Raw genomic sequence first — 23741 nt, 5'->3', positions numbered from 1 at the left:
GACAGATTGCAGGGATGTCTGTGTCGGTGAAAAAGCTGTTTCTGTTAAGCCTGCTCCTGCTGCCGCTGCCGGCGGCGGCCTACGAGCGCATCGCCTCGCTGAACCTGTGCCTGGATCAGATTCTGCTGAACTGGGTCGCGCCGGAGAAAATCGCTTCGGTTACCTGGCTCTCCGCCAACGAACACTACCGCTCGGCGCCGCTGCCGGAACAGGTGCATTTGAACCGCGGTCGGGCCGAGGAACTGTTGCGCCTGCAGCCGGACCTGATACTCGTCGGCCAGTTTGGTGCCCAGCGCGCGGCGCGGCGGCTGCGCGATCTCGGCCTGAATGTCGTAGCCATTCCCGATGCCTACAGCCTTGAACAGCTGCGCGACCAGCTGGGCGCACTGGAAAATACGCTGGGCCAGTTGCAGCCTCTGCAAAAACAGAAGCAGCAACTGGACAAGCTGCTCGCCGCGCCGATGCCGCCGGCACAGGCCTCGGCGCTGATACTGTCTGCGAACAACATTACCTACGGCGACGGCATGCTCGAACACCAGTTGCTGGAGCGCGCGGGTTTTCGCAATCTGGCTGCGAAGCAGGGGGTAAAGCAGCTCGGACGGGTCAGTCTCGAAGAGGTGATCGCCGCGCAGCCGGACCTGCTGGTTTTTTACGGCGGTGAAAAAGATTTCGCCGTGGCGCACCTGGCCGCGCGCCACCCGGCATTGAAAAATTATATCGACAGCGGTCGCACCTACACGCTGCCGGCGGAGTTGGGCTTCTGCCCGGCGCTGGTAGCGGCGGATGTATTACAGCAGCTCACGGACAAGAGAAAATCCTTTGTTGAAGCCCGGTAAATTTGTTCTCGCCATGTTGTTCGCGGCGCTGCCGCTGGCATTGATCGCCGCGCTGGTCAGTGGCCCCGTGCCGGTGGATCTGGGCGCGGCACTGAGCCAGGGCTGGCACAGCGACAGCAGCGATGCAGTGATTCTGTGGCAGCTGCGCCTGCCGCGGGCGCTGCTGGCAATCCTGGTGGGCGCGGCGCTGGGTATGGGCGGTGCCGCCATGCAGGGCATGCTGCGCAATCCGCTGGCGGAGCCGGCGCTGCTCGGTGTATCCAGCGGTGCGGCGCTCGCCGCGATCCTGCTGCTGTATTACGGCCTGGCGTGGCTGTCTGGCTGGCTGTTGCCGGCACTGGCCATATTCGGTGCCTTCTGTGCGGTCGCCTGTGTGTGGATGCTGGCCGGGCGCGGCGCCAGTGCCAGCCGGCTGGTACTGGCGGGCGTGGCGATCAATGCGTTTCTGTCCGCACTGATGGCGCTGGCCCTGAACTACGCGCCGAGTATGTTTGCGATGCAGGAAATCGTCTTCTGGCTGCTGGGCTCGCTGGCCAACCGCGGCTGGGATCAATTGCTGCTGGCGGTGCCGTTCATCCTGTTCGGTGGGGTGTTGCTTTACTGCGCGAGAAATTATCTGCGCGCGCTGTCTCTCGGCGAAGACAGTGCCGCGTCCCTCGGCTTTCGCGGCCGCCGCTATCCGTTGATGGTGTTGCTGGGCATTGCCAGCGCCGTGGGCGCGGCGGTGGCGGTGGCCGGCACTATCGGCTTTGTCGGTCTCGTCGTGCCGCACCTGATGCGCCCGCTGGTGAAACAGGACCCCGGCCGCTTGTTGTGGAGCAGTGCGCTTGCTGGTGCGCTGCTGTTGCTGCTGGCGGATATCCTGGTGATCAACTTTGTCGGCGCCCAGGAACTGAGAATAGGGGCGGTGACCGCCTTTATCGGCGCGCCGTTCTTTTTCTGGCTGATCGTCAGTGCGCGCAGGGGGCAACAGCTGTGACTGTAGAAAAGCATCTCGAAGCTTCGTGCCTGAAGCTGGCGCTCGAGCGCCGACACCATCGCGTACTGACGGACATCAGCTGTAGCTTCAAGCCGTTCGAACTGACCGCCGTGGTGGGACCGAACGGCGCTGGCAAGAGCAGCCTGCTGCAGTGTCTCGCCGGCGTGCTGGCGCCGACTGTCGGGCATATCGAACTGAACGGCGAAGCCGTCGAACAGATCTCCGCGGCCGAGCGCGCGCGTCGCAGCGCCTACTTGCCCCAGTCCGAGACGCCGGCCTGGAGCCTGAGCAGCGCGGACCTGGTCGCGCTGGGGCTGCTGCCGTGGGGCAGGCCGGCAGACCGCGAGCGGCGCGTCGCCGCTGCATTACAGTTGGTGGATGCGCAGCAGTTTGCGCACCGGCCGGTGACACAGTTGTCCGGCGGCGAGCTGCGCCGGGTACAGCTGGCGCGGCTGCTGGTCGGCGAAGCGCCGCTGCTGATTGCCGACGAACCCACCGCGGCGCTGGATATCCGCCACCAGCTGCAGCTGATGCAGAATTTCCGCCGCCAGGCGGATGCGGGCAAGACGGTGGTGCTGGCCCTGCACGATCTCTCTCTGGCCGCGCGCTACTGCGACCGGATCCTGCTGCTGCATGATGGGCATCTGCGCGCCCAGGGCACGCCGGAAGATGTCTTCACGCCGGCGTTGGTCGGCGACGTCTACGGCGTCAGCTGCGAATTCCGCTGGCGCGACGGCGTCGCCGATTTCGTGCCGCTCGACTTGCTCTAACGTCCCTACTGATTTCTCTCCGCACACTGGTATACTTGCCGCCGCCCTGGGTGCCCAGCAGTGCGCATGCGCTTGGCTGGGGTAAACGGGAAGTCCGGTGATGTGTTTCATCACAGAGTCCGGCGCTGCCCCCGCAACGGTAAACCGCAAACGCGGTAAGCCCGATACCGGCCCTCGGTGATAGCCCGGACATGCTGCCCCCAGTCTTTGCTGCGGCGGTATGTCTCGGCCGGAGGATAAAGCGGAGGGCTTTGTCTGGTCTGTGTGCCCTGCCATTTGTCGCGCACCGATTGCACTCACCCTCCCTCAATCCGCGAACACTTTCGAGATTGGGGAACCACCATGAAAAAAACTCTTATCGCCGCGGCCGTTCTCGCCGCCGGTCAACCGCTGTTGTCTGTCGCCGACGAGTTGGAACAGATAACGGTCACCGCCAGCCGTGTGGAAGTGCCGAAAAAAGAAGTCGGCGTTTCCGTTTCTGTTCTGACAGCCGCGGATATCGAGCGCCTTGGCTACAGCAGCCTGCTGGATGTGATCCGCACGCTGCCGGGAGTCTCCGTCAGTAACAACGGCGGCGCCGGCAAGGTCAGCTCCGTGTATCTGCGCGGGGAAAGTAATTTCCGCACGCTGGTGCTGTTGGACGGTGTCAATATCGCCGATCCGGCAGCGCCGCAGGTCGGCGCTCAGTTCCAGCACCTGCAGGCGGTGGATATCGAACGCATCGAGGTGCTGCGCGGCCCGCAGGGCATGATGTACGGCGCCGGAGCCGGCGGGGTGATCAATATTATCAGCAAGAAGGCGAGTGAACCGCTGCGGGCACAGCTGGGGGTGGAGGCCGGGCGCTACGGCACCCGCAAAGCCAGCGCCAGCCTGGGCGGCAGCCGTGAAAGCTGGGACTACGGTCTGACTCTGTCTGATTTCTCCAGTGACGGTTTCAACAGCCGCGAGAGCGATAGCAGCGGCGAGCGCGACGGCTATAACAACCTTTCCGGCAGCGCGCGCCTCGGCTATCAGTTCAGCGAAAACTTCTCCGTCGAAGGGCAGTTACGTCACACGGATGCGGAGTCCGGATATGACGGCTGCTATGACGCCAGTTTTATGCCGACCAACGCCTGCGAAGATCAGTTTGCCCAGACCAGCTACCGTCTCGTCGGCAATTACCGACAGGATCCCGCCACTCATGAGCTCGCCGTGGCGCGTCAGCAGATAGAGCGCGACAGCATCGCCGCGGGGCAGAGCAGCTTTGCCGTGGACGGCGCTGTCGCCGAGTTGAACTATATCGGCAGCAGCGCTCTGGCCGATGGCCAATTGCTGTGGGGTACCGAGTATGAGCGGCAGGAATTCAGCAGCGTTTACAGCGAGCAGGATATCGACAGTCTGGGCCTGTTCGCCGAGTGGCGCGGCGACCTGGCCGACAAACTGTTCTACACGCTGGGCTACCGCCGCGACAGCCTGGAAACCGAGCATCACAACAGTTGGCGTGCGTCCGTCGCTTACCCGGTATTGCTGGGTGAACAACAGCAGCTGAAATATCGGGCGAGCTTTGGCACCGGCTACCGCGCTCCGAGTCCCTACGAAATCAGTCTGAATCTGGCTGAAGGTGTCGAGGCAGTGGGGCCGGAGACCAGCCGCGGTTACGAACTGGGCCTGGAATACCAGCTGGCCGAGCTATTGCAACTGGAGCTGGTATATTTCGACCAGGAAATCACCGATGCCATTTTCTATGACTTTTCACTGGGTACCTGGGGTGCCTACGGTCAGGATGACGGCGAAAGCCAGTCCGAAGGCATTGAATTGTCCCTGGCCGGCCAGCTAGACGACAGTTTCGACTGGTACCTTAACGGAACCTGGCTCGATGCCGTTGATACCGCCGGCGAGCAGCGTTTGCAGGTACCGCAACGGGTCTATAATCTCGGCGTCAGTTACCACCTGTTCGGAGACCGGCTTACGCTGAACGGCAACTGGCAGCAGGTGGAAGACCGTCGGGATGTCAGTGGCGCGATGCTGGATGCTTACGGCAAGCTGGACCTGAATGCCACCTTCAGCCTGACACAAAAGATGCGACTGACCCTGCGCGGCGAAAACGTACTCGATGAAGACTATCGCGAAGTGGCCGGTTTCAATACTACCGGTGCGGCGGTCTATGCAGGTCTGCAGTTGACCTTGTAAAGGACTGTCGCTGCGTGCGAGCGGTGCGGTATTATTGCCGGCCGCTCCATGCATTCTCCGCACTCTCTACCCTACAATAGCTTCACCTTCTACCAAATAATCCCTGTTCCATGAGCACACCCGAAGACAAAGCCAATCGCCACAAGAAGCGCATGCAGGCCCGCAAGGAAATTGTCGACGCCGGTGTGGCTAAGGCGCTGGAAGAGCGCGGCATCGTCATCATCTACACCGGCGATGGCAAAGGCAAGACCACCGCTGCCATCGGCACTGTTACCCGCGCATTGGGCTACGGCTACGACGTTGTGGTGACGCAATTTATCAAGGGCGTATGGGAGTGCGGGGAGAAGAAGCTGCTCACGCAACTGCCGCAGGATAAATACCCGCTGCAGTGGTATGAAATGGGCACCGACTTTACCTGGGAAACCCAGGACTTCGAGGCCGACAAAGCCGCCGCGCGTGCACTGTGGGGTAAGGCGCTGGCGGCGCTACAGGACGAGAATATCTATCTCGTCGTTCTCGATGAACTCACCTATGCGCTGAATTACCACTGGCTGGACAAAGGGGAGGTGGTGCGGGCGATACAAAACAGGCCGCCTCAGCAGACCGTCGTGATTACCGGTCGCGGCGCCAAGCAATACCTGAAAGATATCGCCGATACCGTCAGTGAAATGCGCGCGCTTAAACACGCTTTCAGTGACGGTATTGCCGCGCGCAGGGGAATCGAGTGGTAGGCAGCTAAAGTCCCATGCGGAGTTAACCCGGCAATGTCGACAATTGCCGGGTTAGCACAAGGCCGGGAGCGGCGGATCTTTTTCAGCTGGGTTCGGTTTCAGGCACGGACCGATATTCAGCGGTAGCTGTTCCCAGCAGTCGCCGGCGCACCTGCAGGGGGGTAGCGCCAAACCAGCGGCGGCAGGCGCGGTTGAAGGAACTCTGCTCCCGGTAACCGAGCAGCGCCGCGATCTGTGTCATTGGTATGTTCGGCTCAGACAGGTAGCTTGCCGTGCGCTTGCGGCGAATGCTGTCGAGCAAATCTTCGAAAATGACTTCACTCTGGCTGAGTCGGCGCTGCAGCGTTCGCTTGTGCAGTCCCAGTTGGTTGGCGATCTCCTGCAGGCTGCAGCGCTGGATCGGCATCAGTCGATGTATCAGCATTTCCACCTGGTGCCTTAATTCCGTTGGCTCGTCGGCTACTGCTTCGCGGATATATTGGTTCAGGAATTCCAGCAGTTGTGGATCGTTGTGCGAAATTTTTTGTTCCAGGTGCTGTGCGCTCAGGACGAGGGCATCGCAGTCCTGAGAGAAATATACTGGCGCGCCAAAAAAATCCTGGTATTTATCGTGCAGCGCGCTGTCGGCTTTCAGCAGAATGGCCTGGGGGCGAAAGTCCTCGCCATAGAGCATTTTCAGGGTCATATGCGCGACGCCGAGCATCAGTTCCTGATATTGACGTAATGCCGGTAGTCCTTCGGTCGGCTCAAACCAAAGTCGGCTATTATTGCTTGCGCTGTCATAGTCCAGCCCCGTGCGCAGGCCCTGAGTGAAATAATGCAGGGTGTTGATGGTCGCGCGCAGGGCGCACTCTACCGTAGGTGTGTTCAGCGCAATAGCGGCCACCGGGCCGAATACCATCAGGCCTTGATATTGCGCCATGCGCAGGCCGAAGTCCGGGCAATCCAGCTGCCGGGACGCCTCCTCGATCAGCTCGATGGCAGTACCTATTGGCAGTACGCGTTCGAGATGTTTTACCTTGTCCGTCTCTATATTGAAGCGGCTGAGCAAGGCTTCCGGATTTCCGTTGAGCCGAGTAACCAATTCATAAAACCCCGTTAATGAAGCGGTTCTTATCAGCTGAGTCATTTTCCTGTGAGTCCCCAAAGTGCCCCGGAAATGCCGGAGCGAGTTATGAAATGTCCGTGCGATCTATAGGTCGCTTTTCAGGCGGAGTATTTTTTTAATCAGTTTTAGAAGAAGTCTTACGTGATGCATTGGAACAAATACGTCGGTTTCTGTGTTGCTGAGAAATGTCACCTGCGATGAATAGATTTCGGTTCTGCGGCTGATACTGATCATGCATACGTGGTTCGACCGGATTTGGATCTCCGATGAGCGGTGCTATTCGGCTGAAGTGAATCGTCGATACCAACCTCACTGGTGTTTGTTATTCCGGGATTCGGTAGATTCGCCGATAGGTGCCGGCAGGCAAACTCGAAGAATTTATAAATCTTGCTTATAAGCTAATGAGGGGGCGTCGATGTTACTCGTTTTTTTAGGACATTATGTTGGTAGATGATGACATCGGGGTTTTTCGCAGCGCCGTATGTCGTGCAAAGTGGAAATAAAATGCCATGCATATATTTTTAAGTAGAAATCTATTCTAATTTTAAAATTTTTTTATGTTGTTTTTTCTGGCTGGGAGTAGGGCGCCGTAATATCAATCCAATTTCTTATTTTCGATTGATGTCTGCTCAGTCAGCTGAGCTGACAGGTACCCGCGATCTCTGTCGTGTCGTCATCAGTTGAGTGTGGCGCTCAAGCCTTGCGCAGTTAAGTGCAGGTGGTGGGTACTGTTGTGTGTTGCCGATAGCGTCCGCTGGCAGTGCTGGGGTAACAGGCGGCCCGCTGGAATTGGAGAAGGTGTAGCCCGGCGACCGCCGGGCCGTGAGAATCAGAAGCGATAGCCGATGCCGACAGAGTAGACCCAGGGATCGATATCCAGGTCAGTTTTGATCTCCGTAGTTCCGGTAACCGTCGGGAAACGGATTTTCGCCCTGCTGTCGAGATCGAGGTACCAGACGGCCGCGTTGAACAACCACTGGCTCTTGCGGCCGAGGGCGATATCGACTCCCAGCTCACCCGCCAGGCCCCAGGAGTCTTTCAGGTCGAGGCTGGCTCCAGCCTGGGCGCCCAGTACGGTCATGAAATAGTTGTTGGCGGTGCGGCTGATATCCTCGTCCATAAACGTGGTGTAGTTGACCCCGATACCGGCATAGGGCTGAATCCAGGATTCTACGCACACCGGGAACCACTGAACCGTCAAAGTCGGCGGCAGATGCTCGATGTCACCCAGGTTGACGCGCCCCAGCGACGCTCCGCCATTTGGATTGGGGAGTCCCGAAATCTTCAGGTCGTGTTTGAATGGGAATGCGACCAGCAGTCCTAGTCCCCAGTGGTCAGCAAATAACCAGCTGCCGGTAATCGTGGCGCTCTCGCCCGTGTCTACGTAGATGCGGGAGTCCGGCAATTCTGTCCCGTCCAGCCGTAGCCAGTTGGAGTCGTCGTTGGGATCTACCCAACCCGCTCCGATGCGCCCGATAATAGTACCCTTTTCATAATCGGCCAGGGCCTGGCCGGCACTGGCTGCCAGCGCCAGACCGGCGGCAAGGAGGTAGGCGGCTTTCATTTGTGATCGCTCCGTGAACTGCGAGGGGCTTCCATTAGTCAGTTTAGACACAGGTTCAGTTTGGCGACGTCAGGAGGTTGTTTTAGGTGACAGAAGGTCGCATTGAGCCCGGGCGAACCGGGGCGCTTGAATATGTCATAATCCGTGCTCTCAACTGACAACCGATAGCAGTCAACTCAGCGGTGGAATAATGAAAATTGGAGTTTTGAAGACCGACGACGTACGCAAGGAGCTGGTCGGCGAGTTCGGCGAATACCCGGAGATGTTTGCCGAACTGCTGCGCAGCCAGGATCCTGAGCTGGAGTTCGTAACCTATGAAGTCCAGCGCGGCCATCTCCCGGAGAATATCGACGAGGTGGACGCCTACCTGATCACCGGCAGCAAGACCGGTGTCTACGAGGACAAGGAGTGGATTCCGCCGCTGATGGAATTCGTGCGCAAGCTGCACGACGCCAAGAAGCCGACCATCGGTATCTGCTTCGGCCACCAGTTGATCGCCCATGCCCTGGGCGGCAAGACGCGCAAGTCCGACAAGGGCTGGGGCATCGGCGTGCACAGCTATGAGCTGCAGGAGACGCCGGCGTGGATGTCCGAGCCGATGCCGAACTTCAGCCTGCTGGTCAGTCACCAGGACCAGGTCGAGGAACTGCCGCCGGGCGCCAAGGTGCTGGCTTCCAGCGAATTTTGCCCGATGGCGATGGTGCAGGTGGACGACCACATGCTGACCTTCCAGGCTCACCCGGAGTTCACCAAACCCTACTCCAAAAGCCTGATGGAGCTGCGCCGCGAAGTCTTCGGCGAGGAGCTGGTGGACAAGGGGCATGCCTCACTGCAGAACGACATCCACGAGAGCGCCGTGGCCAAGTGGATGGTGGAGTTCCTGCGCAAGTAACCTTTCTTTTGCAGGCGGGCAGTGCCCGCCTCACTTCCACTTTATATTGCAGCCCACTGACGGCACCTGGTCGTCACTGGGTTTTTCTCCAGCCAATACCGCATCCACCGCCGCACGCAGATCGCTACCGTTCACCGGTTCATTATTGCCGGGGCGGCTACTGTCAAACTGTCCGCGGTAAACCAGCTTGTGCTCGCGATCAAATAAAAAGAAGTCCGGCGTGCAGGCGGCACCGAACGCACGGGCCACTTCCTGGCTTTCGTCCACCAGATATGGAAAGACATAGCCGCGCGCGGCGATCTCTTCCTGCATTCTTTCCGGGCTGTCCGCGGGGTAATTCTCGAAGTCATTGCTGTTAATAGCGACGATGGCCAGTCCGGCTTCTTTGTACTCCCGTGCAAACTCTGCAAAGGCGGCGGCGATATGTTTTACGAAGGGGCAGTGATTACACAGAAATACAATTAATGCAGGTTTGTCGTGAAAGGCATCACTGCTGTACAAATTTCCCGCGGGATTTGGCAGGGAAAAATTGGGTAGTGCGCTGCCAAGAGGGATCATTTCAGACGAAGTTAAAGTCACAAGTGGATTCTTACTCAATAGTTTTCAATGGCTGAACTTTAAAAAAATCAAATAAAACAAACAGTTAAGTTTTTTTTGGGGTGCTTGATGTGTTGAACCGTCAACAGGGGCCGTTAATTTTAGATGCACTTAACCCGAAAAAAATCCAATAGTGTGATCCAGTTAGCAAAAAAAAGTCGGGTAGTCGCCGTTTTGTTCGTTGAGTTCTATGTGTTGGGAAAAAAGTGATCACTGGGGGGTGATCACTTTTTAATAACGATAAATCCAATAGCAAATTCAATGATCAAAGAGGTCAACTATGAGTTCTAACCGCACTCTGCGTAAGAACCTGGCGAAAAGCGTTCTCGCGCTGGCGATCGGTGCTACCACCATTGCCAGCCCGACCGTTTTCGCCGACGAAACTACCGGTACCATTCGCGGTTCCGTTGTAGGTGTCGAAAATGTAACCAAAATCAAGCTGACCGACACTGCGCGCGGTATTTCCAAGGAAATCGGTATCGATGCCGATGGAGATTTCCGCTTCGGCAGCCTGACTCCGGGTAAGTACCAGCTGCAGGTCTTCAACGATGGCGGCGTGGTGGATACCCAGACCGTCATGGTTGGTTTGGGCGGCACTGCCTCAATCGTACTGGGCCAGGGCGCTGATCTGGAAGAGGTGGTTGTTAACGGCGAGCGCATCTCTCAGGTGGACGTGGGTATTGCCGAGTCCGGCATGGTGATTTCTTCAGAAGAGCTTATTGAAATCCCGGTAGCCCGTGATCTGACTTCTGTGACCTTGCTTGCACCGAGTGTATCAAAAGGTGACCGCACTTTTGGTGACAACGCCAGCTTCGCTGGTGCCTCCGTGGCAGAGAACGTGAGCTACATCAACGGCCTGAATACCACCAACTTCCGCAATGGCCTCGGTTTCTCGAAAGTGCCGTTCGAGTTCTACGACAGCATTCAGGTCAAGACTGGCGGCTACTCTGCCAAGTTTGGCCGCTCCACTGGTGGTGTGATGAACGCTACCACCAAGAGCGGTTCCAACGAATTTAAAGCTGGCTCCAGCTTTTATTACGACGAGCAATTAGAGACTTCTCCGAATACCTATGCGGCTGTCAATGATAGAGATGTCTTCGACAGCAGCGAGGCGAATGTCTACGCGTCCGGTGCGATTATTCCGGATCGCCTGTTCTTCTACGCACTTTATAGTAAGGATGTGGAAAACGAAGAATACTACGGTATGACCAGTGGCCGTGGATACAAGGCGAAGACCGATACCGATTTCTGGGGTGTCAAGCTGGATGGTTACATCAACGAGAATCACCGGGTCGAGCTGACCGCTTTCAGCGATGAGCGAGATATCGTGGAGGGGGCATACGGCTACGATTCCGATACTGACGTAGTTGGTGATTATGTCGGTGATACCGTTTATGAGAGGGGCGGAATGAATTGGATTGCTAGCTATATCGGCAATCTGAATGACGCCATGACCCTGTCCGTTTCTTACGGTGAGAACGAGCAAAGCAGAAGTACGATTCCGGGCAATTCTGATTCCCCGGCTGTCTACCTGGACGATGGCGGCCTGACTGCTCTCGGCGATTGGCTTAGCCTCAGCATGTCCGAGGGCGAGGATACGCGGGAGATGGTGCGTGTAGACTTCTCTTGGGATCTTAACGATCACTTTATTGAGGTAGGTCTGGACCAAGAGATCAATAGCTCTTCATCCAACACTTTTTACTCTGGTGGTCAGTACTGGCGTCTGTACCCTGCGGACGGGCTGGCGCGGCAGCGCATATATAAGGCCGGCGGTACTTTCGAAGTGGAATCCAACGCTTTTTACTTGCAGGATACTTGGCAGGTGACCGACACCCTGTCACTGCAGGCCGGTTTGCGTAACGAGACCTTTACTAATAAAAATAGTGAAGGAAGCCCCTTCATCGAGGTTGATAACCAATGGGCGCCGCGTCTGTCTGCAGTATGGGATCCCACAGGCGCAGGCAACCAGAAGGTGTTTGCCAACTGGGGTATGTACTATCTGCCGATTGCCTCCAACACCAATATCCGGATGGCTGGTAATGAGCTGTTCACACAGGAATATTTTGATTGGGATGGCTCTTGTCTGAATGCTGACTCTACGCCTTGTAATTTGGGTGACTCTTACGGGTTGGGCTATTTTGCCGATGGCTCAGTGCCGGATACCCGCAGCCTTGTGGATACCAATATTGAGCCGATGTATCAGTCCGAATTCATTCTCGGTTACGAGTATGTGATGGACAATGGTATACAGCTGGGCGTGAAGGGCATGTATCGCAACCTGGAGACTTCAATCGAGGACGTGGCTATCGATGCGGCAGTAATCGATTACTACAACTCTACCGGCTCCTGGGATGCTTCCAAAGTTGATGGCGACACCGTAGAAGACGTATTTGGTGGCTTCCACCAGTATGTTCTGACCAATCCGGGTAACGATATGCGTATCTACATTCCGGAGATGGATGAGTTCGTCAATCTGTCAGCTGGCCAGCTGAACTACCCGGAGGCCAAGCGTCAGTACGGTGCACTTGAGTTTACTTTCAAGCGTCCGTTCGACGGCAAGTGGGCTCTGGATGCATCCTATACTTGGGGGCACAGCTGGGGTAACAACGAAGGCTACGTGCGCTCGGACAATGGCCAGGACGATGCTGGTCTGACGACCAACTTTGACCAGCCGGGACTGCTGGACGGTGGCTATGGCAACCTGCCGAACGATCGCCGTCACACTGTCAAGGCATTTGGTAACTATCAGTTCGACATGGGCCTGCGTCTGGGTGCCAATTTCATGTGGCAGACTGGTCGTCCCAAGAACTGCTTCGGTGTGCATCCGACGGATGTATTTGCACAGGCATATGGCTCGGAGTCCTTCTACTGTCAGGGTGAGTCCACCCCGCGTGGCAGCTTCGGCCGTACCGACAATGTATGGAACCTGGATGTGAGCGCCCAGTATCCGGTTCAGTTCGGCAATAACCAGGAGCTGTTGCTGACTATGGATGTGTTCAACATCCTGAACAGCGATACAGTGGTTGAGTCGCAGGAGATTGGTGATAACGAAGCTACCGGTGCACCGTATGAGTTCTTCGGTGAGCCGGTCTATTACCAGGACCCGCGCAGTATTCGCTTCGGCGTACGCTACGACTTCAACTAATTTAAATAGCTGAAGTAGTAATAAATCCCCGCCATAAGGCGGGGATTTTTTTGTCTCAATTTCGGTCGGGGTGGAGAGCGAACACACCAATGAATCCGAGCTTTGCCCTTTTTATATTGCATGTCCTACTCATGGTAGTAGTTCAGCTCACCAAGCAACTATTGTCATTAAATTGATTGCCTTTCTTGAATGTTGTCAGTGTATTAGACGCGTATTCTTTTACCGTAAAAATAACGTATGCCAGTCTAGTAATTAAATCGGTTGGGCAATGATTTTCAGAATCGATGCATCATGCCTGTTCGTTACGATCCAGAAAAGATTCCAATATAAATACGTAACGACAAGAAATTGTGTGCAGTAGATGCGTCGATCGCCTCCCTAGTCTGTTTGCGCCGACAATTTAAAGCTTCCGGTAAGATCCAATATCTATGCTCTGGGTTGCATTGGGTATCGCGGCTTTCTCTGGGTGGTCCGTGCAAGGCTGGCGGGCTGCGCTGATATAAATAGTTCTTGCGCGAGGGTGGCTCTGGTTGTGTTGTGCCGGTGGCCCCCATCTGGTTCGGCTGCGTTTCGATGGCAGTCGCGCGACGAGTATAAGAAGTATTCGCTGAAGAGTTCAGCGGGACGTGGCTGTCGACCAAGGGACAGAGTTGATGCTGCATGGGTTGCTTCAATGTGAGGCTTTGAAGGTGGTGTCCAAACAAAATCGAAATGCAGTGTTGAAATTAATTCGATTAACTACCTTGGTTTTATGCGGGAAGTTTTACTGGTGGAAAAATTTTGAATAATAAATTCTTTAATTTGTTATTCATTGGTACGAAAAATTATCAAAATATATTTGATTAGAAAATCTTTCTATTTTTGGTTGTGGGTTTAGTCGTTATGTTCGTCACTTTCTTTGTTGGGAGTGGAGGCGGTCATGGGGGTGGCTGCTTCTGATAGCAACTCAAGGACGATCCATTTGGGTCGGCAAACAACAAAGAGAGTATGAGTAATGAAAAGGAATATCCTGTCCTCTGCCATCAAAGCAGCGTTGGGAATATCTGTTGTACTGGGGCCGTGTGCACAAGTCCTGGCGCAGGAGTCTGTAGATGGTAACGAAGCAGCGCAAGTAGAAGAGGTTGTGGTTACAGGTTCGCGTATTATTCGCGCCAACCTGGAAAGTGCCACTCCGATCACTACTGTCGACTCGCAGACTATCGAGTTCTCCGGTGAGCTGAACAGTGCCGACATCCTGCGCTCCCTGCCGGCCACCGGCGTTTCCGCCCTGTCCTCGAATAACTCTAACTTCTTTACTTCCGGTGGCGGCATTAACACCGTAGAGCTGCGCAACCTAGGTGAAGACCGCACCTTGACTCTGGTCAATGGCCGCCGCTACGTGTCCGGTGTGATGGGCAGCTCCGCCGTAGACTGGAACACCATCCCGACCGAACTGATCGAACGCGTTGAAGTGATTACCGGGGGCGCCTCGGCCATTTATGGTTCCGATGCTCTGGCCGGTGTAATCAACGTTATCCTGAAGGACGACTATGAAGGCGTGAGCATCAGCAGCTCTCACGGTGAAACGCTGGAATTCGGTGATGACACTACAGACCGTTTCAACCTGACAGCGGGCGGCAACTTCGACGACGGCAAGGGTAACGCCGTAGTCTCCATGACCTACACCGATGAAGGTGGCGTATACGCGCGCGATCGCAAGAATACCCGAGTCGACGACATTGCATCTTGCTACTTTACTGATGACAGTTGCCAGACCAGTCTTGCTCCATTTTACTCCTCCTACTCCGAGAGCGGCCGCTTCTGGGCTCTCAATGACGCAACTAAAGCCAATTACACCTACGACGATGGTGTAGTGGCCTGGGATCCAGATGAGTACGGCTTCAACCGCCAACAGTTCCGTCGCTACTCAGTGCCGACCGAGCGCTTCCTGGTTAGTAGCAACCTTAACTACGAAATCACAGATTCTCTTGAAGCTTTCGTAGAGACGACCTTTGCGCGCACCGAAACCCAGACTGAGCTCGAGCCCTACCCGCTGCATTCCGATGATCTGTTCATTGATGGTATTTCCATCGAAAATCCTTACGTACCTCAGGAACTGCGCGATGTAGCAATGGCCTCCGGGGACGAGTACATCCAGTTCGTGCGTCGTACTACTGAGCTCGAACAACGTGGCTCCTTTGCCGAGCGCCAGACTTACCGCGCCCTGATAGGCCTGCGCGGTGAGTTCAATGACTGGAACTGGGATGCGTTCCTCGGCCAGGGCCAGATGCAGGACAGCCAGCGCGGCACCGGCCAGCTGAACATCTCCAACTTCCGCAACGCCCTGAACGTGATTGAGGACGCCGATGGCAACATTGTCTGTGCGGATCCAGCTGCCGTCGCAGAAGGCTGCGCCCCGATCAACCTGTTTGGTAAGGGTTCCATCTCGCCGGAAGCTGCCGATTACGTCTCAGCACCGTCCGTCCGCGACCAGCGCACCAAGCAGACTATTGCCGGTATCAACCTGAACGGTACCATTGTCGATCTGCCGGCCGGTCCGCTGAGCTTGGCCACCGGTTGGGAATACCGCGACGAGTATGCGGCTGACTTCCCGGACGCGCTGACCCGCACCGGTCAGAACGCCGGTAACAAGGAAGAGCCGACCGAAGGCAGTTTCGACGTCAATGAAGTCTATGTTGAGATGGAAGCGCCCATCGTTGCCGACCTGCCGCTTGTGCAGTCCCTGAGTGTGGGTGCTGCTTATCGCTATTCGGACTACAACACCATCGGTGACACCGACGCCTACACTGGCCGTGTAAACTGGGTCATTAACGACTCTTTGCGTGTTCGTGGTCAGTACGCCCGCGCCGTGCGTGCGCCGAACATCAATGAGCTGTTTGCACCGGGCGGTGAAAATTTCGCCAACGTCTCCGATCCCTGTGATGGCGTAACTGCGACTACCTCCGGTGTTGTGGCGGAAAACTGCCGCAGCAACCCGGCCGTAGCCGCCCGTATCGAATCTGAGGGAGTTTTTGAGTTGACTCAGCCTGAGCTACAGGGCACCGGTGGCTTTACCAGCAAGGGTAACGAAAACCTGTTTACTGAAACCTCAGACAGTTACACACTGGGCGCTGTTTTTGATCAGGATCTGGGTGATCTCGGCAGCCTGACCGTGTCTCTGGACTGGTACAGCATCGAGATCGAGGACCTGATCGACACGGTCGATCGTCAGACTTCGGTCGATTTCTGCTACAACTCCACCAGCTTCCCGAACAACTTCTGTGACTTTGTCGTTCGCGATACTTCAGGCCCCGACTTCCAGCAAGGTGAAATCACCGAAGTGAACTCCGGCTATATCAATGAGGGCTCCCTGAAGACTGAGGGTATCGACCTGCAGCTGATGTGGGGACTCGCAGTTGGCCAGGGTCAGCTGGACATGAAGCTGAACTACGGTCATGTGATGAAATACGATCAGACCAAGTTTGGTGAAACTGATGAGCTGGTTGGTGAAATCGGTTACTTCGACGATCAGTGGGTAACTACCATCAACTATGCTCTTGATCGTTTCATGGTCCAGTTGGAAACTACCTATCTGAGCGACGCGGTACCAGATGTGAGCAGTGACTACGGATTTTCCACCGGGGAATACGTGACGCACGATCTGTTCGCATCCTATCAGTTCACCGATAGCATCAGTGCTAACTTGGGTGTAAACAATCTGCTGGATGAAGAGGCTCCGATCATTCTGTCTGGTATCCCGGGTAACACTACCGGTACTGACACTAATGCTTCTGTTTACAACCCGATTGGACGCAGTGCCTTTGTGGGCGTTCGCATGGAGTTCTAATCCGGATATCCTCTCTTAAATCTTAAGCGGGCCCTCGGGCCCGCTTTTTTGTCGGGCAAGCTGCAGAAAAGTAATCGCTTTAGTCATAGAAAGGTGACTGGGGAGAATAGCCTTGGAAACGAGATCTGAGAGATAAAGTTACTTTAGTCGAATCAAGTGAATTTAATTCAACTAATAGTCCGTAGCGGAGGCGGCAGCAACCTGGTAACTCCTTGTCGGGTATTGTTCATGTTCCTGCCAACAGCTGTAACAGAGCTTGATGACATGGTCATCATCACTATCGCAGGCCTTCTTTCTGATTTCCTTCCAAGTGGGAAGCTCTGCATTATTATCAGCAATTGTGATTTGCTTTGGGCCAGTACTTAGATAGGCGACTGCTAGCCCCTCCCAGAAATAGCGAAGCGCAGTTTCAGGACTTGAGCAATAGGGCAACACCAATCTCAGTGCATGAGCGCCGGTCACTCCGTGAAGCAGCGTGAAATCCATCGTTCCGCAGTATGCGTCGATAGCCACTCGCGCAATATCCTCCAATCCCAGCTGCTCCGGTTGAATCTCGGTGTCCATCCAACCTCGCTGCTGCGTCACCGATTGCATGTGGTCAGAAATATTCCCCGGTGCCAATGAAATAATCGGGAAGCGTTCGGCTAATTTGTGCAGTATCTCCGCAGCGGGCACAGAGGTCCGCACTTCACTTGCGGCCAAGGTGTGATATTCGAGATTCCAGTAAGCCAGCCCGGCGGCGACTTCCTGCTGATGCCTTGCATCTATGCCGTAGGCGGTACGAATGAGTGGATGAAAGGCGGCGGTGGCAATGGCTGGCAGCAATGGCGGCAACTCGCGGCGTAGACAGTCAGCGATGCCGTGCTGTTTAACCTGGATTTCGTAATAACGCAGCGCGCTGGGAAAGCGCTCTTCGCGGTTGCGGCAATCGGAGATTGAAAAGCTGGCGTTCGGGGGCAATAACTCGGGTCGCTCCAGGTGTGGAATGGAGCGGTCGAAGGCGTGCTGCAACTGCTCGCGGCTGGCCCCCATCTTGTCCAGCGCGATCAATACCATCGGCAGATGGTTGGCGAGGCGGTCGCCGTAACGCACGTGGTAGCGGCTTGCTGCCTCCAGCAATTCCGCACAGTAGCGGGTGATACTCATGGTTAATATCCAGTAACCCTTCGTTACTTTACAAGTTCCACTCTATCTCCCAAGTCTATGGTGATGCCGCGGGGGTCGCTAAGGCGGGGTGCGAGGTTCTGCCCGAAGTAGACCAGGCCGTCATCTCCTCGGCGGTATCGAGCCAGCGTACGCAGCGGCTCTTTGGTTACTGCACCAGTCAGCGGATCCAGTCCGGGTATCGCACAGCGCGCGCAGGTGTGCGTGCATTCCAGTTCCACCGGCCCGGCGGCGGTGTGGATGCGGATCAGCTGCCAGTTGTCCTCTGCAAAGGGGGCCGCGCCGTCGATGACGAGGTTGGGGCGGAAGCGCAGCATGGAAACCGGTGTTTCGAGGCGGCCGTTCAGGTCGTCGAGGGACGCCTGGCCGATCAGCAGCAGCGGGGCGCCGTCGGCGAAACCGACCTGGATCTGCTCCCGCGGCGCGCTAAGCGACCGGCGGAACTCTGGCCCCATGGCCACCAGACGGACCGGGGTCTGCAACTGCTCACTGAGCCAGGCGGCGGCACGGTCGCCGGCATCGCGGGCGGTTACCGTGTCATGCCAGACAGTAACGTCGCGCAAGATGGCGGCATCTTCGGGGTAACTGATTTCAATCCGGGCGCCGTTGTCGCTTTCGATACGTACGCCCGCGGCTATGTTGGTCGCTTTCAGTCGCACCATGGTGCGCAGGCTGCGCTGGGTGACGAACTGGTTGTCGTTGTCCACCAGCATCCAGCGTCGATCGCCGACGGCGCCGTAGCGGTCGAGGGGCAGGGCGTCGCAGCTGTGCCCCTGCAGTGACTTGACCGGATAGTGATAGAGGGCGGAGATATGCATGTCGTTCGTTGTTTTCTGCTGTTGATTAGCGGCGAAAAAAAAGCCCGCTGAATGCGGGCTTTTTTATATCAGGTCTTGAGCTTCTTGTAGTGCATGCGGTGCGGAGCGGCGTCCTCACCTTTGCGCTTGACGAAGTCCTCGTGGTACTCGGTGTAGTTGCCCTCGAAGAAGACCACTTCGCTCTCACCCTCGTAGGCGAGGATGTGGGTGGCGACCCGGTCCAGGAACCAGCGGTCGTGCGAGATCACCAGGGCGCAGCCGGGGAAGTTCAGCAGCGCTTCTTCCAGTGCTCGCAGGGTCTCGATGTCCAGATCGTTGGACGGTTCGTCGAGCAGCAGCACGTTGGCGCCCTGCTTGAGGGTGTAGGCCAGGTGTAGGCGACCTCGCTCACCGCCGGACAGTTCGCCCACGCGCTTCTGCTGGTCGCTGCCCTTGAAGTTGAAGCGGCCCACGTAGTTGCGCGAGCCCACCTCGTAGTTGTTGATCTTCAGCACGTCCTGGCCGTCGGAGATGGCTTCCCAGACAGTCTTGTTGTCATCCAGGTTTTCGCGGCCCTGTTCGACGTAGGCGACCTGTACGGTTTCGCCGATCTTGATCTCCCCGCTGTCCGGCTTTTCGGTGCCGGTGATCATGCGGAACAGGGTGGACTTACCGGCGCCGTTGCCGCCGACGATACCGACGATCGCGCCCTTGGGCACGCGGAAGGACAGGTTGTCGATCAGCAGGCGGTCGGTGAAACCCTTGCGGACGTTGATGAATTCGATCACGTTGTCGCCCAGGCGCTCACCCGGCGGAATGTAGATCTCGTTGGTCTCGTTGCGGGTCTGGAATTCCTGCGACTGCATCTCTTCCAGGCGGGCCAGACGCGCCTTGCTCTTGGACTGGCGGCCCTTCGGATTCTGGCGCGCCCACTCCAGTTCCTTCTGCATGGATTTCATGCGCGCCTGCTCGGATTTCTGCTCCTGCTCCAGGCGCTTCTCTTTCTGTTCCAGCCAGGTGGTGTAGTTGCCTTCCCATGGAATACCGTGGCCGCGGTCCAGTTCGAGGATCCAGCCGGCGACATTGTCGAGGAAATAGCGGTCGTGGGTAATCGCCACCACGGTGCCGGTGAAGTCGTGCAGGAAGCGCTCCAGCCAGAACACGGATTCCGCATCCAGGTGGTTGGTGGGTTCGTCCAGCAGCAGCATGTCCGGGCGGGACAGCAACAGGCGGCACAGGGCCACACGGCGCTTCTCACCGCCGGAAAGGTTGTTCACGTCCGCGTTCCACGGCGGCAGGCGCAGGGCGTCGGCGGCCACTTCCAGGCGGTGCTCCAGATTGTGGGCATCCCAGGCCTGGATGATGTCTTCATACTGCTGCTGCTTCTTGGCCAGCGCATCGAAGTCGGCGTCCGGCTCGGCGTAGTCGGCGTAGACCTGTTCCAGGCCGGCGAGGGCGTCGATGGCCTCGCGTACGCCGTCTTCCACATTGCCGCGCACGGTCTTGGATGGATCCAGCTGCGGCTCCTGGGGCAGGTAGCCCACTTTGATGCCCGGCATTGCGCGGGCCTCGCCGTTGTAGTCCTGATCCACGCCGGCCATGATGCGCAGCAGCGTGGATTTACCGGCGCCATTCAGGCCCAGCACGCCGATCTTGGCGCCGGGGAAGAAGGACAGGGAAATGTCCTTGAGGATTTCGCGTTTGGGCGGCACTACCTTGCCCACCCGGTTCATCGTGTATACGTATTCGGCCATTGAGGGTTCCAGTCAGGGAATAGCTCAGAATTTGCGCGCAACTTATCAGTTTGCCGGAAAAGTGCAACCGGGCGCCCGGATGTCCGGATCCCGGCGCAGATCCCCGGCCGCCGGTGCGGCTGACGTCGCGCCCCATCTGTGTTTAACTGCGGCGCAACATAAGTCAAAACAAGCAGTGAGATGGATCAGCTAAAAATGGGTGATGGCCCCGTATTTTTCTCCCGCCGCGGCGCCCTGGCGGCCGCCACCCTCAATCTGCCCAAGGCGCTCAACGCGCTGAATCTGGACATGATCAAGCTGCTGTCCGCGCAGCTGGATCAGTGGGCCGACGACGACAGCGTTGCCGCGGTCTGGATTGACGGCAGTGGCGACAAGGCCTTCTGTGCCGGTGGCGACGTCGTGGCCCTGTACCGGGAGTCGGCGGCTTACGGCGAGACGCCGGACTACACCTACACCACGGACTTTTTCGCCCGCGAATACCGCCTCGACTACAAGATTCACACCTATAAGAAGCCCATCGTGGTCTGGGGTGGGGGCTTCGTGATGGGCGGTGGTATCGGCATCATGGCTGGCGCCAGTCATCGTATCGTTACCGAAACCACGCGCCTGGCGATGCCGGAGGTGACCATCGGCCTGTTCCCGGATGTGGGTGGCAGCTGGTTCCTGAATCGGATGCCGGGCCGCACCGGTCTTTTCTTGGGGCTTACCGGGGCCCAGTTCAACGGCAGCGACGCGCTCTTTGCCGGCATGGCCGATCGCATGCTGCCGAGCGTGCAGCGGGAAGCGGCACTGGCGGCGCTGGCCGAGCTGGACTTCGACGCCGATCCCGATGCCAACCACCGCTTGATCAGCGACTGCCTCAAGCCGCTGGAACTGCCGCTCGGCGAGCGACCGGTGTCCGCACTGCGCGAGCACTACGACCAGATCCAGCAGCTCACCGATTTCGCCAGCCTGCCCGATGTCTGCCGCTCCATCACCGGCTACGAAGGAGAGGACAAGTGGCTGCAGAAGGCCGCCGCGACGCTCGCCGGCGGCTCGCCGCTGACGCCGTGGATTGTCTGGGAGCAGCTGAAGCACGGCCGGCATATGTCGCTGGCCGATGTATTCCGCATGGAGTTGGCTCTGGCGGTAAACCTCTGTGCCAGCGGTCATTTCAAGGAGGGTGTACGCGCGCTGCTGATCGACAAGGACCGGCAACCGCAATGGCAGCCGGCGACTGTCGAGGAGATCACAGCGGAGCAGGTCGAGCGGTGTTTCCACGGCCCTTGGCAGGGAGCGAATCCACTGGCAGATTTGTAACAGCGGCCTCGGTCGCTGTCGCTTAAAAAATAATCAAAAACAGCAAGGAATCAGCGCAATGGAGAAAATAGCTTTTATCGGTCTCGGCAATATGGGTGGCCCTATGGCCGCCAATCTGGTCGGGTCGGGCTATTCAGTGACCGCCTTCGATCTGTCCGCGCCGGCCCTGGAGCAGGCGGTAGCGAACGGCTGTGGCCGTGGCGAGAGTGCGGAACAGGCGGTGCATGGCGCCGACGTGGTGATCTCGATGTTACCGAGCGGCGATGCCGTAAAAAGCCTCTATCTGGGCGCACGCGGCCTGTTGCAGGCACTCGACGCGCACACGCTGGTGATCGACTGTTCCACCATTTCCGCCAACGATGCGCGCCAGCTGATCGCCGCCGCTGGCGAACGGGATATTCGCGCCGTGGATGCCCCGGTGTCCGGCGGCACCGCTGCGGCAGCGGCCGGCACCCTGTCCTTTATGTGCGGTGGCGATGCTGGATCGGTGGATGCGGCGCGCCCCTTTCTTAAGGCGATGGGAGCGAATATCTTTCACGCCGGCCCGGCCGGGTCGGGTCAGGTGGCGAAGATCTGCAACAATATGCTGCTTGCCATTCATATGATTGGCACTGCAGAGGCGCTGCAGCTGGGCGTAGACAACGGCCTGGATCCCAAGGTGCTGTCGGACATCATGAAAGCCAGCTCCGGCGGCAACTGGTCGCTGGAAAAATACAATCCCTATCCGGGGGTAATGGAAAATGTGCCCGCCAGTAATAGCTACGCCGGGGGATTTGCGGTGGCGCTGATGCTGAAGGATCTGGGGCTGGCGATGGACACTGCCGCGGGCAGTGCATCTTCTACTCCGCTCGGGGCGCTGGCGAAAAATCTCTACCAGTTGCACGGCGGCACCGAGGAAAACTGCCGGCTGGATTTCTCAAGTATTCAGAATCTCTTCCGCCGCCCCGCGGGCGACTGAGCCTTGGCGGCCTTGGCGTCGGCTCAGGAGTCCGGTGCCGAGTAGCGGAAGGCCCTCACCTGTTTGCCGCCGGCGCAGCGGTCAATAATTCTGCCGTTGTTACTTCCGCGCAGCCCGGCCTGGCTGAGCATCCAGACCTCCAGTACTGCCGGGTCGTCCCCGGTCCGCTTCTCCAGCAGGTTATTGTCGAAGTAAAGGCTGGCCTCAAAACGGGCCGGCGCTACTTTTGCTGTTACCTCTTTCATCGCACTTTCCCGAAAATTTTCTCCATGGTAGACGGTCGCTGCCGCAATTGATTGACATGGATCAAGCTGCGCGCGCCAACGCGGCGCTAAGCTGCGCCGGACTCGCAGTTGAACCGCAGGAAACCCGGGCGCGAGTCGCAATAAACAGCAAAAAGTCTTATGGAGAAGTTGATGAAACGATTTTTCGCGTGCGCCACTCTCACTCTGTCCGCCGCCCTGTCAGCACCGCTCTATGCCTACGAAGCGGGCAGCATGATTTTGCGCGGTGGCGCCGCAACGGTCAGCCCCGAGGTCAGCTCGAGCGCGTTGGCGCTTTCCGGCACCGAGCTGGCGGGCACCGAGGTCGCCGTTGATGACGGCTCCGCACTCGGCCTGACCGGCGTTTATATGTTGCGGGATCACTGGGGGCTGGAACTGGTGGCGGCGAGCCCGTTCACCCACGACATTCAGGTCGAGGGCCTCGGCGACACCCTGAACCTGGGCGAAACCAAGCACCTGCCGCCCACGGTGCTGCTGCAGTGGTATCCGATGCAGCCGAGCTCCGCCATTCAGCCCTACCTGGGCCTGGGGGTGAATTACACCGCCTTCTTTGACGAGAAAATTGACCGCAGTGCCAACGACGTTTTCGCGGCGCTGGGCGCTACCGACGGCGCCAAGCTGTCCCTGGAAAATTCACTGGGGCTGGCTGCGGAAGCCGGGGTGGATTTCACCTTCGGTCCCGAGCAGAAATGGCTGTTCAACGCCTCGGTCTGGTGGATGGATATCGATACCGAAGCGACAGTAAAGGTGCCGGGTGTCGGCACTATCATGGCAGATGTGGAACTGGATCCGCTGGTATATATGGCCGGCCTGGGCTACCGCTTCTAGCGGCAGGCGAGTTTGCGGGGCAGCGCCCCGCAGACACCGA

General features: G+C 57.6%; 18 protein-coding genes and 1 riboswitch. Of the genes, 11 read left to right on the top strand and 7 right to left on the bottom strand.

Features of this window, described 5'->3' with window-relative positions; all coding sequences use genetic code 11:
* Nucleotides 1-26 precede the first annotated feature (26 nt).
* The 5 genes from BLW36_RS15975 to cobO all read left to right on the top strand — a co-directional run bounded on the left by BLW36_RS15975 (nucleotide 27) and on the right by cobO (nucleotide 5485).
* Complete coding sequence (locus BLW36_RS15975) at nucleotides 27-836, top strand: ABC transporter substrate-binding protein (RefSeq protein ID WP_170833249.1); 810 nt, start codon at nucleotides 27-29, stop codon at nucleotides 834-836.
* On the top strand, nucleotides 820-1815 hold the full coding sequence (locus BLW36_RS15970; protein ID WP_244506296.1) for a FecCD family ABC transporter permease: 996 nt from the start codon (nucleotides 820-822) through the stop codon (nucleotides 1813-1815). The genes BLW36_RS15975 and BLW36_RS15970 overlap by 17 nt, the downstream gene beginning before the upstream one ends.
* Nucleotides 1812-2585, top strand: a complete 774-nt coding sequence (locus BLW36_RS15965) for an ABC transporter ATP-binding protein (RefSeq protein ID WP_211567235.1) — start codon at nucleotides 1812-1814, stop codon at nucleotides 2583-2585. Before BLW36_RS15970 ends, BLW36_RS15965 begins: the two co-directional genes overlap by 4 nt.
* A 31-nt stretch (nucleotides 2586-2616) precedes the next feature.
* Nucleotides 2617-2775: riboswitch (cobalamin riboswitch) on the top strand.
* A gap of 152 nt (nucleotides 2776-2927) precedes the next feature.
* A complete protein-coding gene (locus BLW36_RS15960; RefSeq protein ID WP_091391025.1) occupies nucleotides 2928-4754 on the top strand; it encodes a TonB-dependent receptor plug domain-containing protein in 1827 nt (608 codons plus the stop codon).
* A gap of 110 nt (nucleotides 4755-4864) precedes the next feature.
* Nucleotides 4865-5485, top strand: a complete 621-nt coding sequence (cobO, locus tag BLW36_RS15955) for a cob(I)yrinic acid a,c-diamide adenosyltransferase (RefSeq protein ID WP_091391023.1) — start codon at nucleotides 4865-4867, stop codon at nucleotides 5483-5485.
* Nucleotides 5486-5567: 82 nt separating this feature from the next.
* On the opposite strand, the gene BLW36_RS15950 is transcribed toward cobO, so the two are convergent.
* Together BLW36_RS15950 and BLW36_RS15945 are read right to left on the bottom strand one after the other, a co-directional pair.
* Nucleotides 5568-6536 (bottom strand): AraC family transcriptional regulator, encoded by a 969-nt coding sequence (locus BLW36_RS15950; protein ID WP_170833248.1) that lies wholly within the window; start codon nucleotides 6534-6536, stop codon nucleotides 5568-5570.
* Nucleotides 6537-7422: 886 nt separating this feature from the next.
* On the bottom strand, nucleotides 7423-8157 hold the full coding sequence (locus BLW36_RS15945) for an OmpW/AlkL family protein (protein ID WP_091391019.1): 735 nt from the start codon (nucleotides 8155-8157) through the stop codon (nucleotides 7423-7425).
* A gap of 190 nt (nucleotides 8158-8347) precedes the next feature.
* Between BLW36_RS15945 and BLW36_RS15940 the strand changes: the two genes are divergently transcribed.
* Nucleotides 8348-9049 (top strand): glutamine amidotransferase-related protein, encoded by a 702-nt coding sequence (locus BLW36_RS15940; RefSeq protein ID WP_091391017.1) that lies wholly within the window; start codon nucleotides 8348-8350, stop codon nucleotides 9047-9049.
* Between the two features lie 30 nt (nucleotides 9050-9079).
* Here BLW36_RS15940 and BLW36_RS15935 read toward each other — a convergent pair whose 3' ends face one another.
* A complete protein-coding gene (locus tag BLW36_RS15935; protein WP_244506295.1) occupies nucleotides 9080-9646 on the bottom strand; it encodes a thioredoxin family protein in 567 nt (188 codons plus the stop codon).
* Nucleotides 9647-9926: 280 nt separating this feature from the next.
* Here BLW36_RS15935 and BLW36_RS15930 point away from each other — a divergent pair, with 280 nt between their 5' ends.
* Together BLW36_RS15930 and BLW36_RS15925 are read left to right on the top strand one after the other, a co-directional pair.
* Nucleotides 9927-12791: a TonB-dependent receptor gene (locus BLW36_RS15930; protein WP_091391014.1), complete on the top strand. Its 2865-nt coding sequence runs from the start codon at nucleotides 9927-9929 to the stop codon at nucleotides 12789-12791.
* A 994-nt stretch (nucleotides 12792-13785) separates the two neighbouring features.
* Nucleotides 13786-16617 (top strand): TonB-dependent receptor plug domain-containing protein, encoded by a 2832-nt coding sequence (locus BLW36_RS15925; protein WP_091391012.1) that lies wholly within the window; start codon nucleotides 13786-13788, stop codon nucleotides 16615-16617.
* Between the two features lie 171 nt (nucleotides 16618-16788).
* Here the strand turns inward: BLW36_RS15925 and BLW36_RS15920 are convergent, their stop codons facing one another.
* From BLW36_RS15920 to ettA, 3 genes are all read right to left on the bottom strand, one after another.
* Nucleotides 16789-17763, bottom strand: a complete 975-nt coding sequence (locus BLW36_RS15920; RefSeq protein WP_091391010.1) for a questin oxidase family protein — start codon at nucleotides 17761-17763, stop codon at nucleotides 16789-16791.
* A 23-nt stretch (nucleotides 17764-17786) separates the two neighbouring features.
* Nucleotides 17787-18599 carry an MOSC domain-containing protein gene (locus tag BLW36_RS15915; protein ID WP_091391008.1) on the bottom strand — a complete coding sequence of 271 codons (813 nt, stop codon included), beginning with the start codon at nucleotides 18597-18599 and terminating at the stop codon, nucleotides 17787-17789.
* A gap of 68 nt (nucleotides 18600-18667) precedes the next feature.
* Nucleotides 18668-20332, bottom strand: a complete 1665-nt coding sequence (ettA, locus tag BLW36_RS15910) for an energy-dependent translational throttle protein EttA (RefSeq protein WP_091391006.1) — start codon at nucleotides 20330-20332, stop codon at nucleotides 18668-18670.
* A gap of 180 nt (nucleotides 20333-20512) precedes the next feature.
* Here ettA and BLW36_RS15905 point away from each other — a divergent pair, with 180 nt between their 5' ends.
* Both BLW36_RS15905 and mmsB read left to right on the top strand, forming a co-directional pair.
* Nucleotides 20513-21631 carry an enoyl-CoA hydratase/isomerase family protein gene (locus BLW36_RS15905; RefSeq protein ID WP_091391004.1) on the top strand — a complete coding sequence of 373 codons (1119 nt, stop codon included), beginning with the start codon at nucleotides 20513-20515 and terminating at the stop codon, nucleotides 21629-21631.
* Nucleotides 21632-21689: 58 nt separating this feature from the next.
* Nucleotides 21690-22589 (top strand): 3-hydroxyisobutyrate dehydrogenase, encoded by a 900-nt coding sequence (mmsB, locus tag BLW36_RS15900; RefSeq protein WP_091391002.1) that lies wholly within the window; start codon nucleotides 21690-21692, stop codon nucleotides 22587-22589.
* A 23-nt stretch (nucleotides 22590-22612) separates the two neighbouring features.
* Here the strand turns inward: mmsB and BLW36_RS15895 are convergent, their stop codons facing one another.
* Nucleotides 22613-22834 (bottom strand): hypothetical protein, encoded by a 222-nt coding sequence (locus tag BLW36_RS15895; protein ID WP_091391000.1) that lies wholly within the window; start codon nucleotides 22832-22834, stop codon nucleotides 22613-22615.
* 171 nt (nucleotides 22835-23005) lie between these two features.
* Between BLW36_RS15895 and BLW36_RS15890 the strand changes: the two genes are divergently transcribed.
* On the top strand, nucleotides 23006-23701 hold the full coding sequence (locus BLW36_RS15890; protein ID WP_091391112.1) for an OmpW/AlkL family protein: 696 nt from the start codon (nucleotides 23006-23008) through the stop codon (nucleotides 23699-23701).
* Nucleotides 23702-23741: the final 40 nt, after the last annotated feature.

Source organism: Microbulbifer marinus (assembly GCF_900107725.1).
GTDB classification, from domain to species: Bacteria; Pseudomonadota; Gammaproteobacteria; order Pseudomonadales; family Cellvibrionaceae; genus Microbulbifer; species Microbulbifer marinus.
Note: the sequence above shows the minus strand (reverse complement) of the source record. Positions and strands in the feature narration are given on the sequence as shown.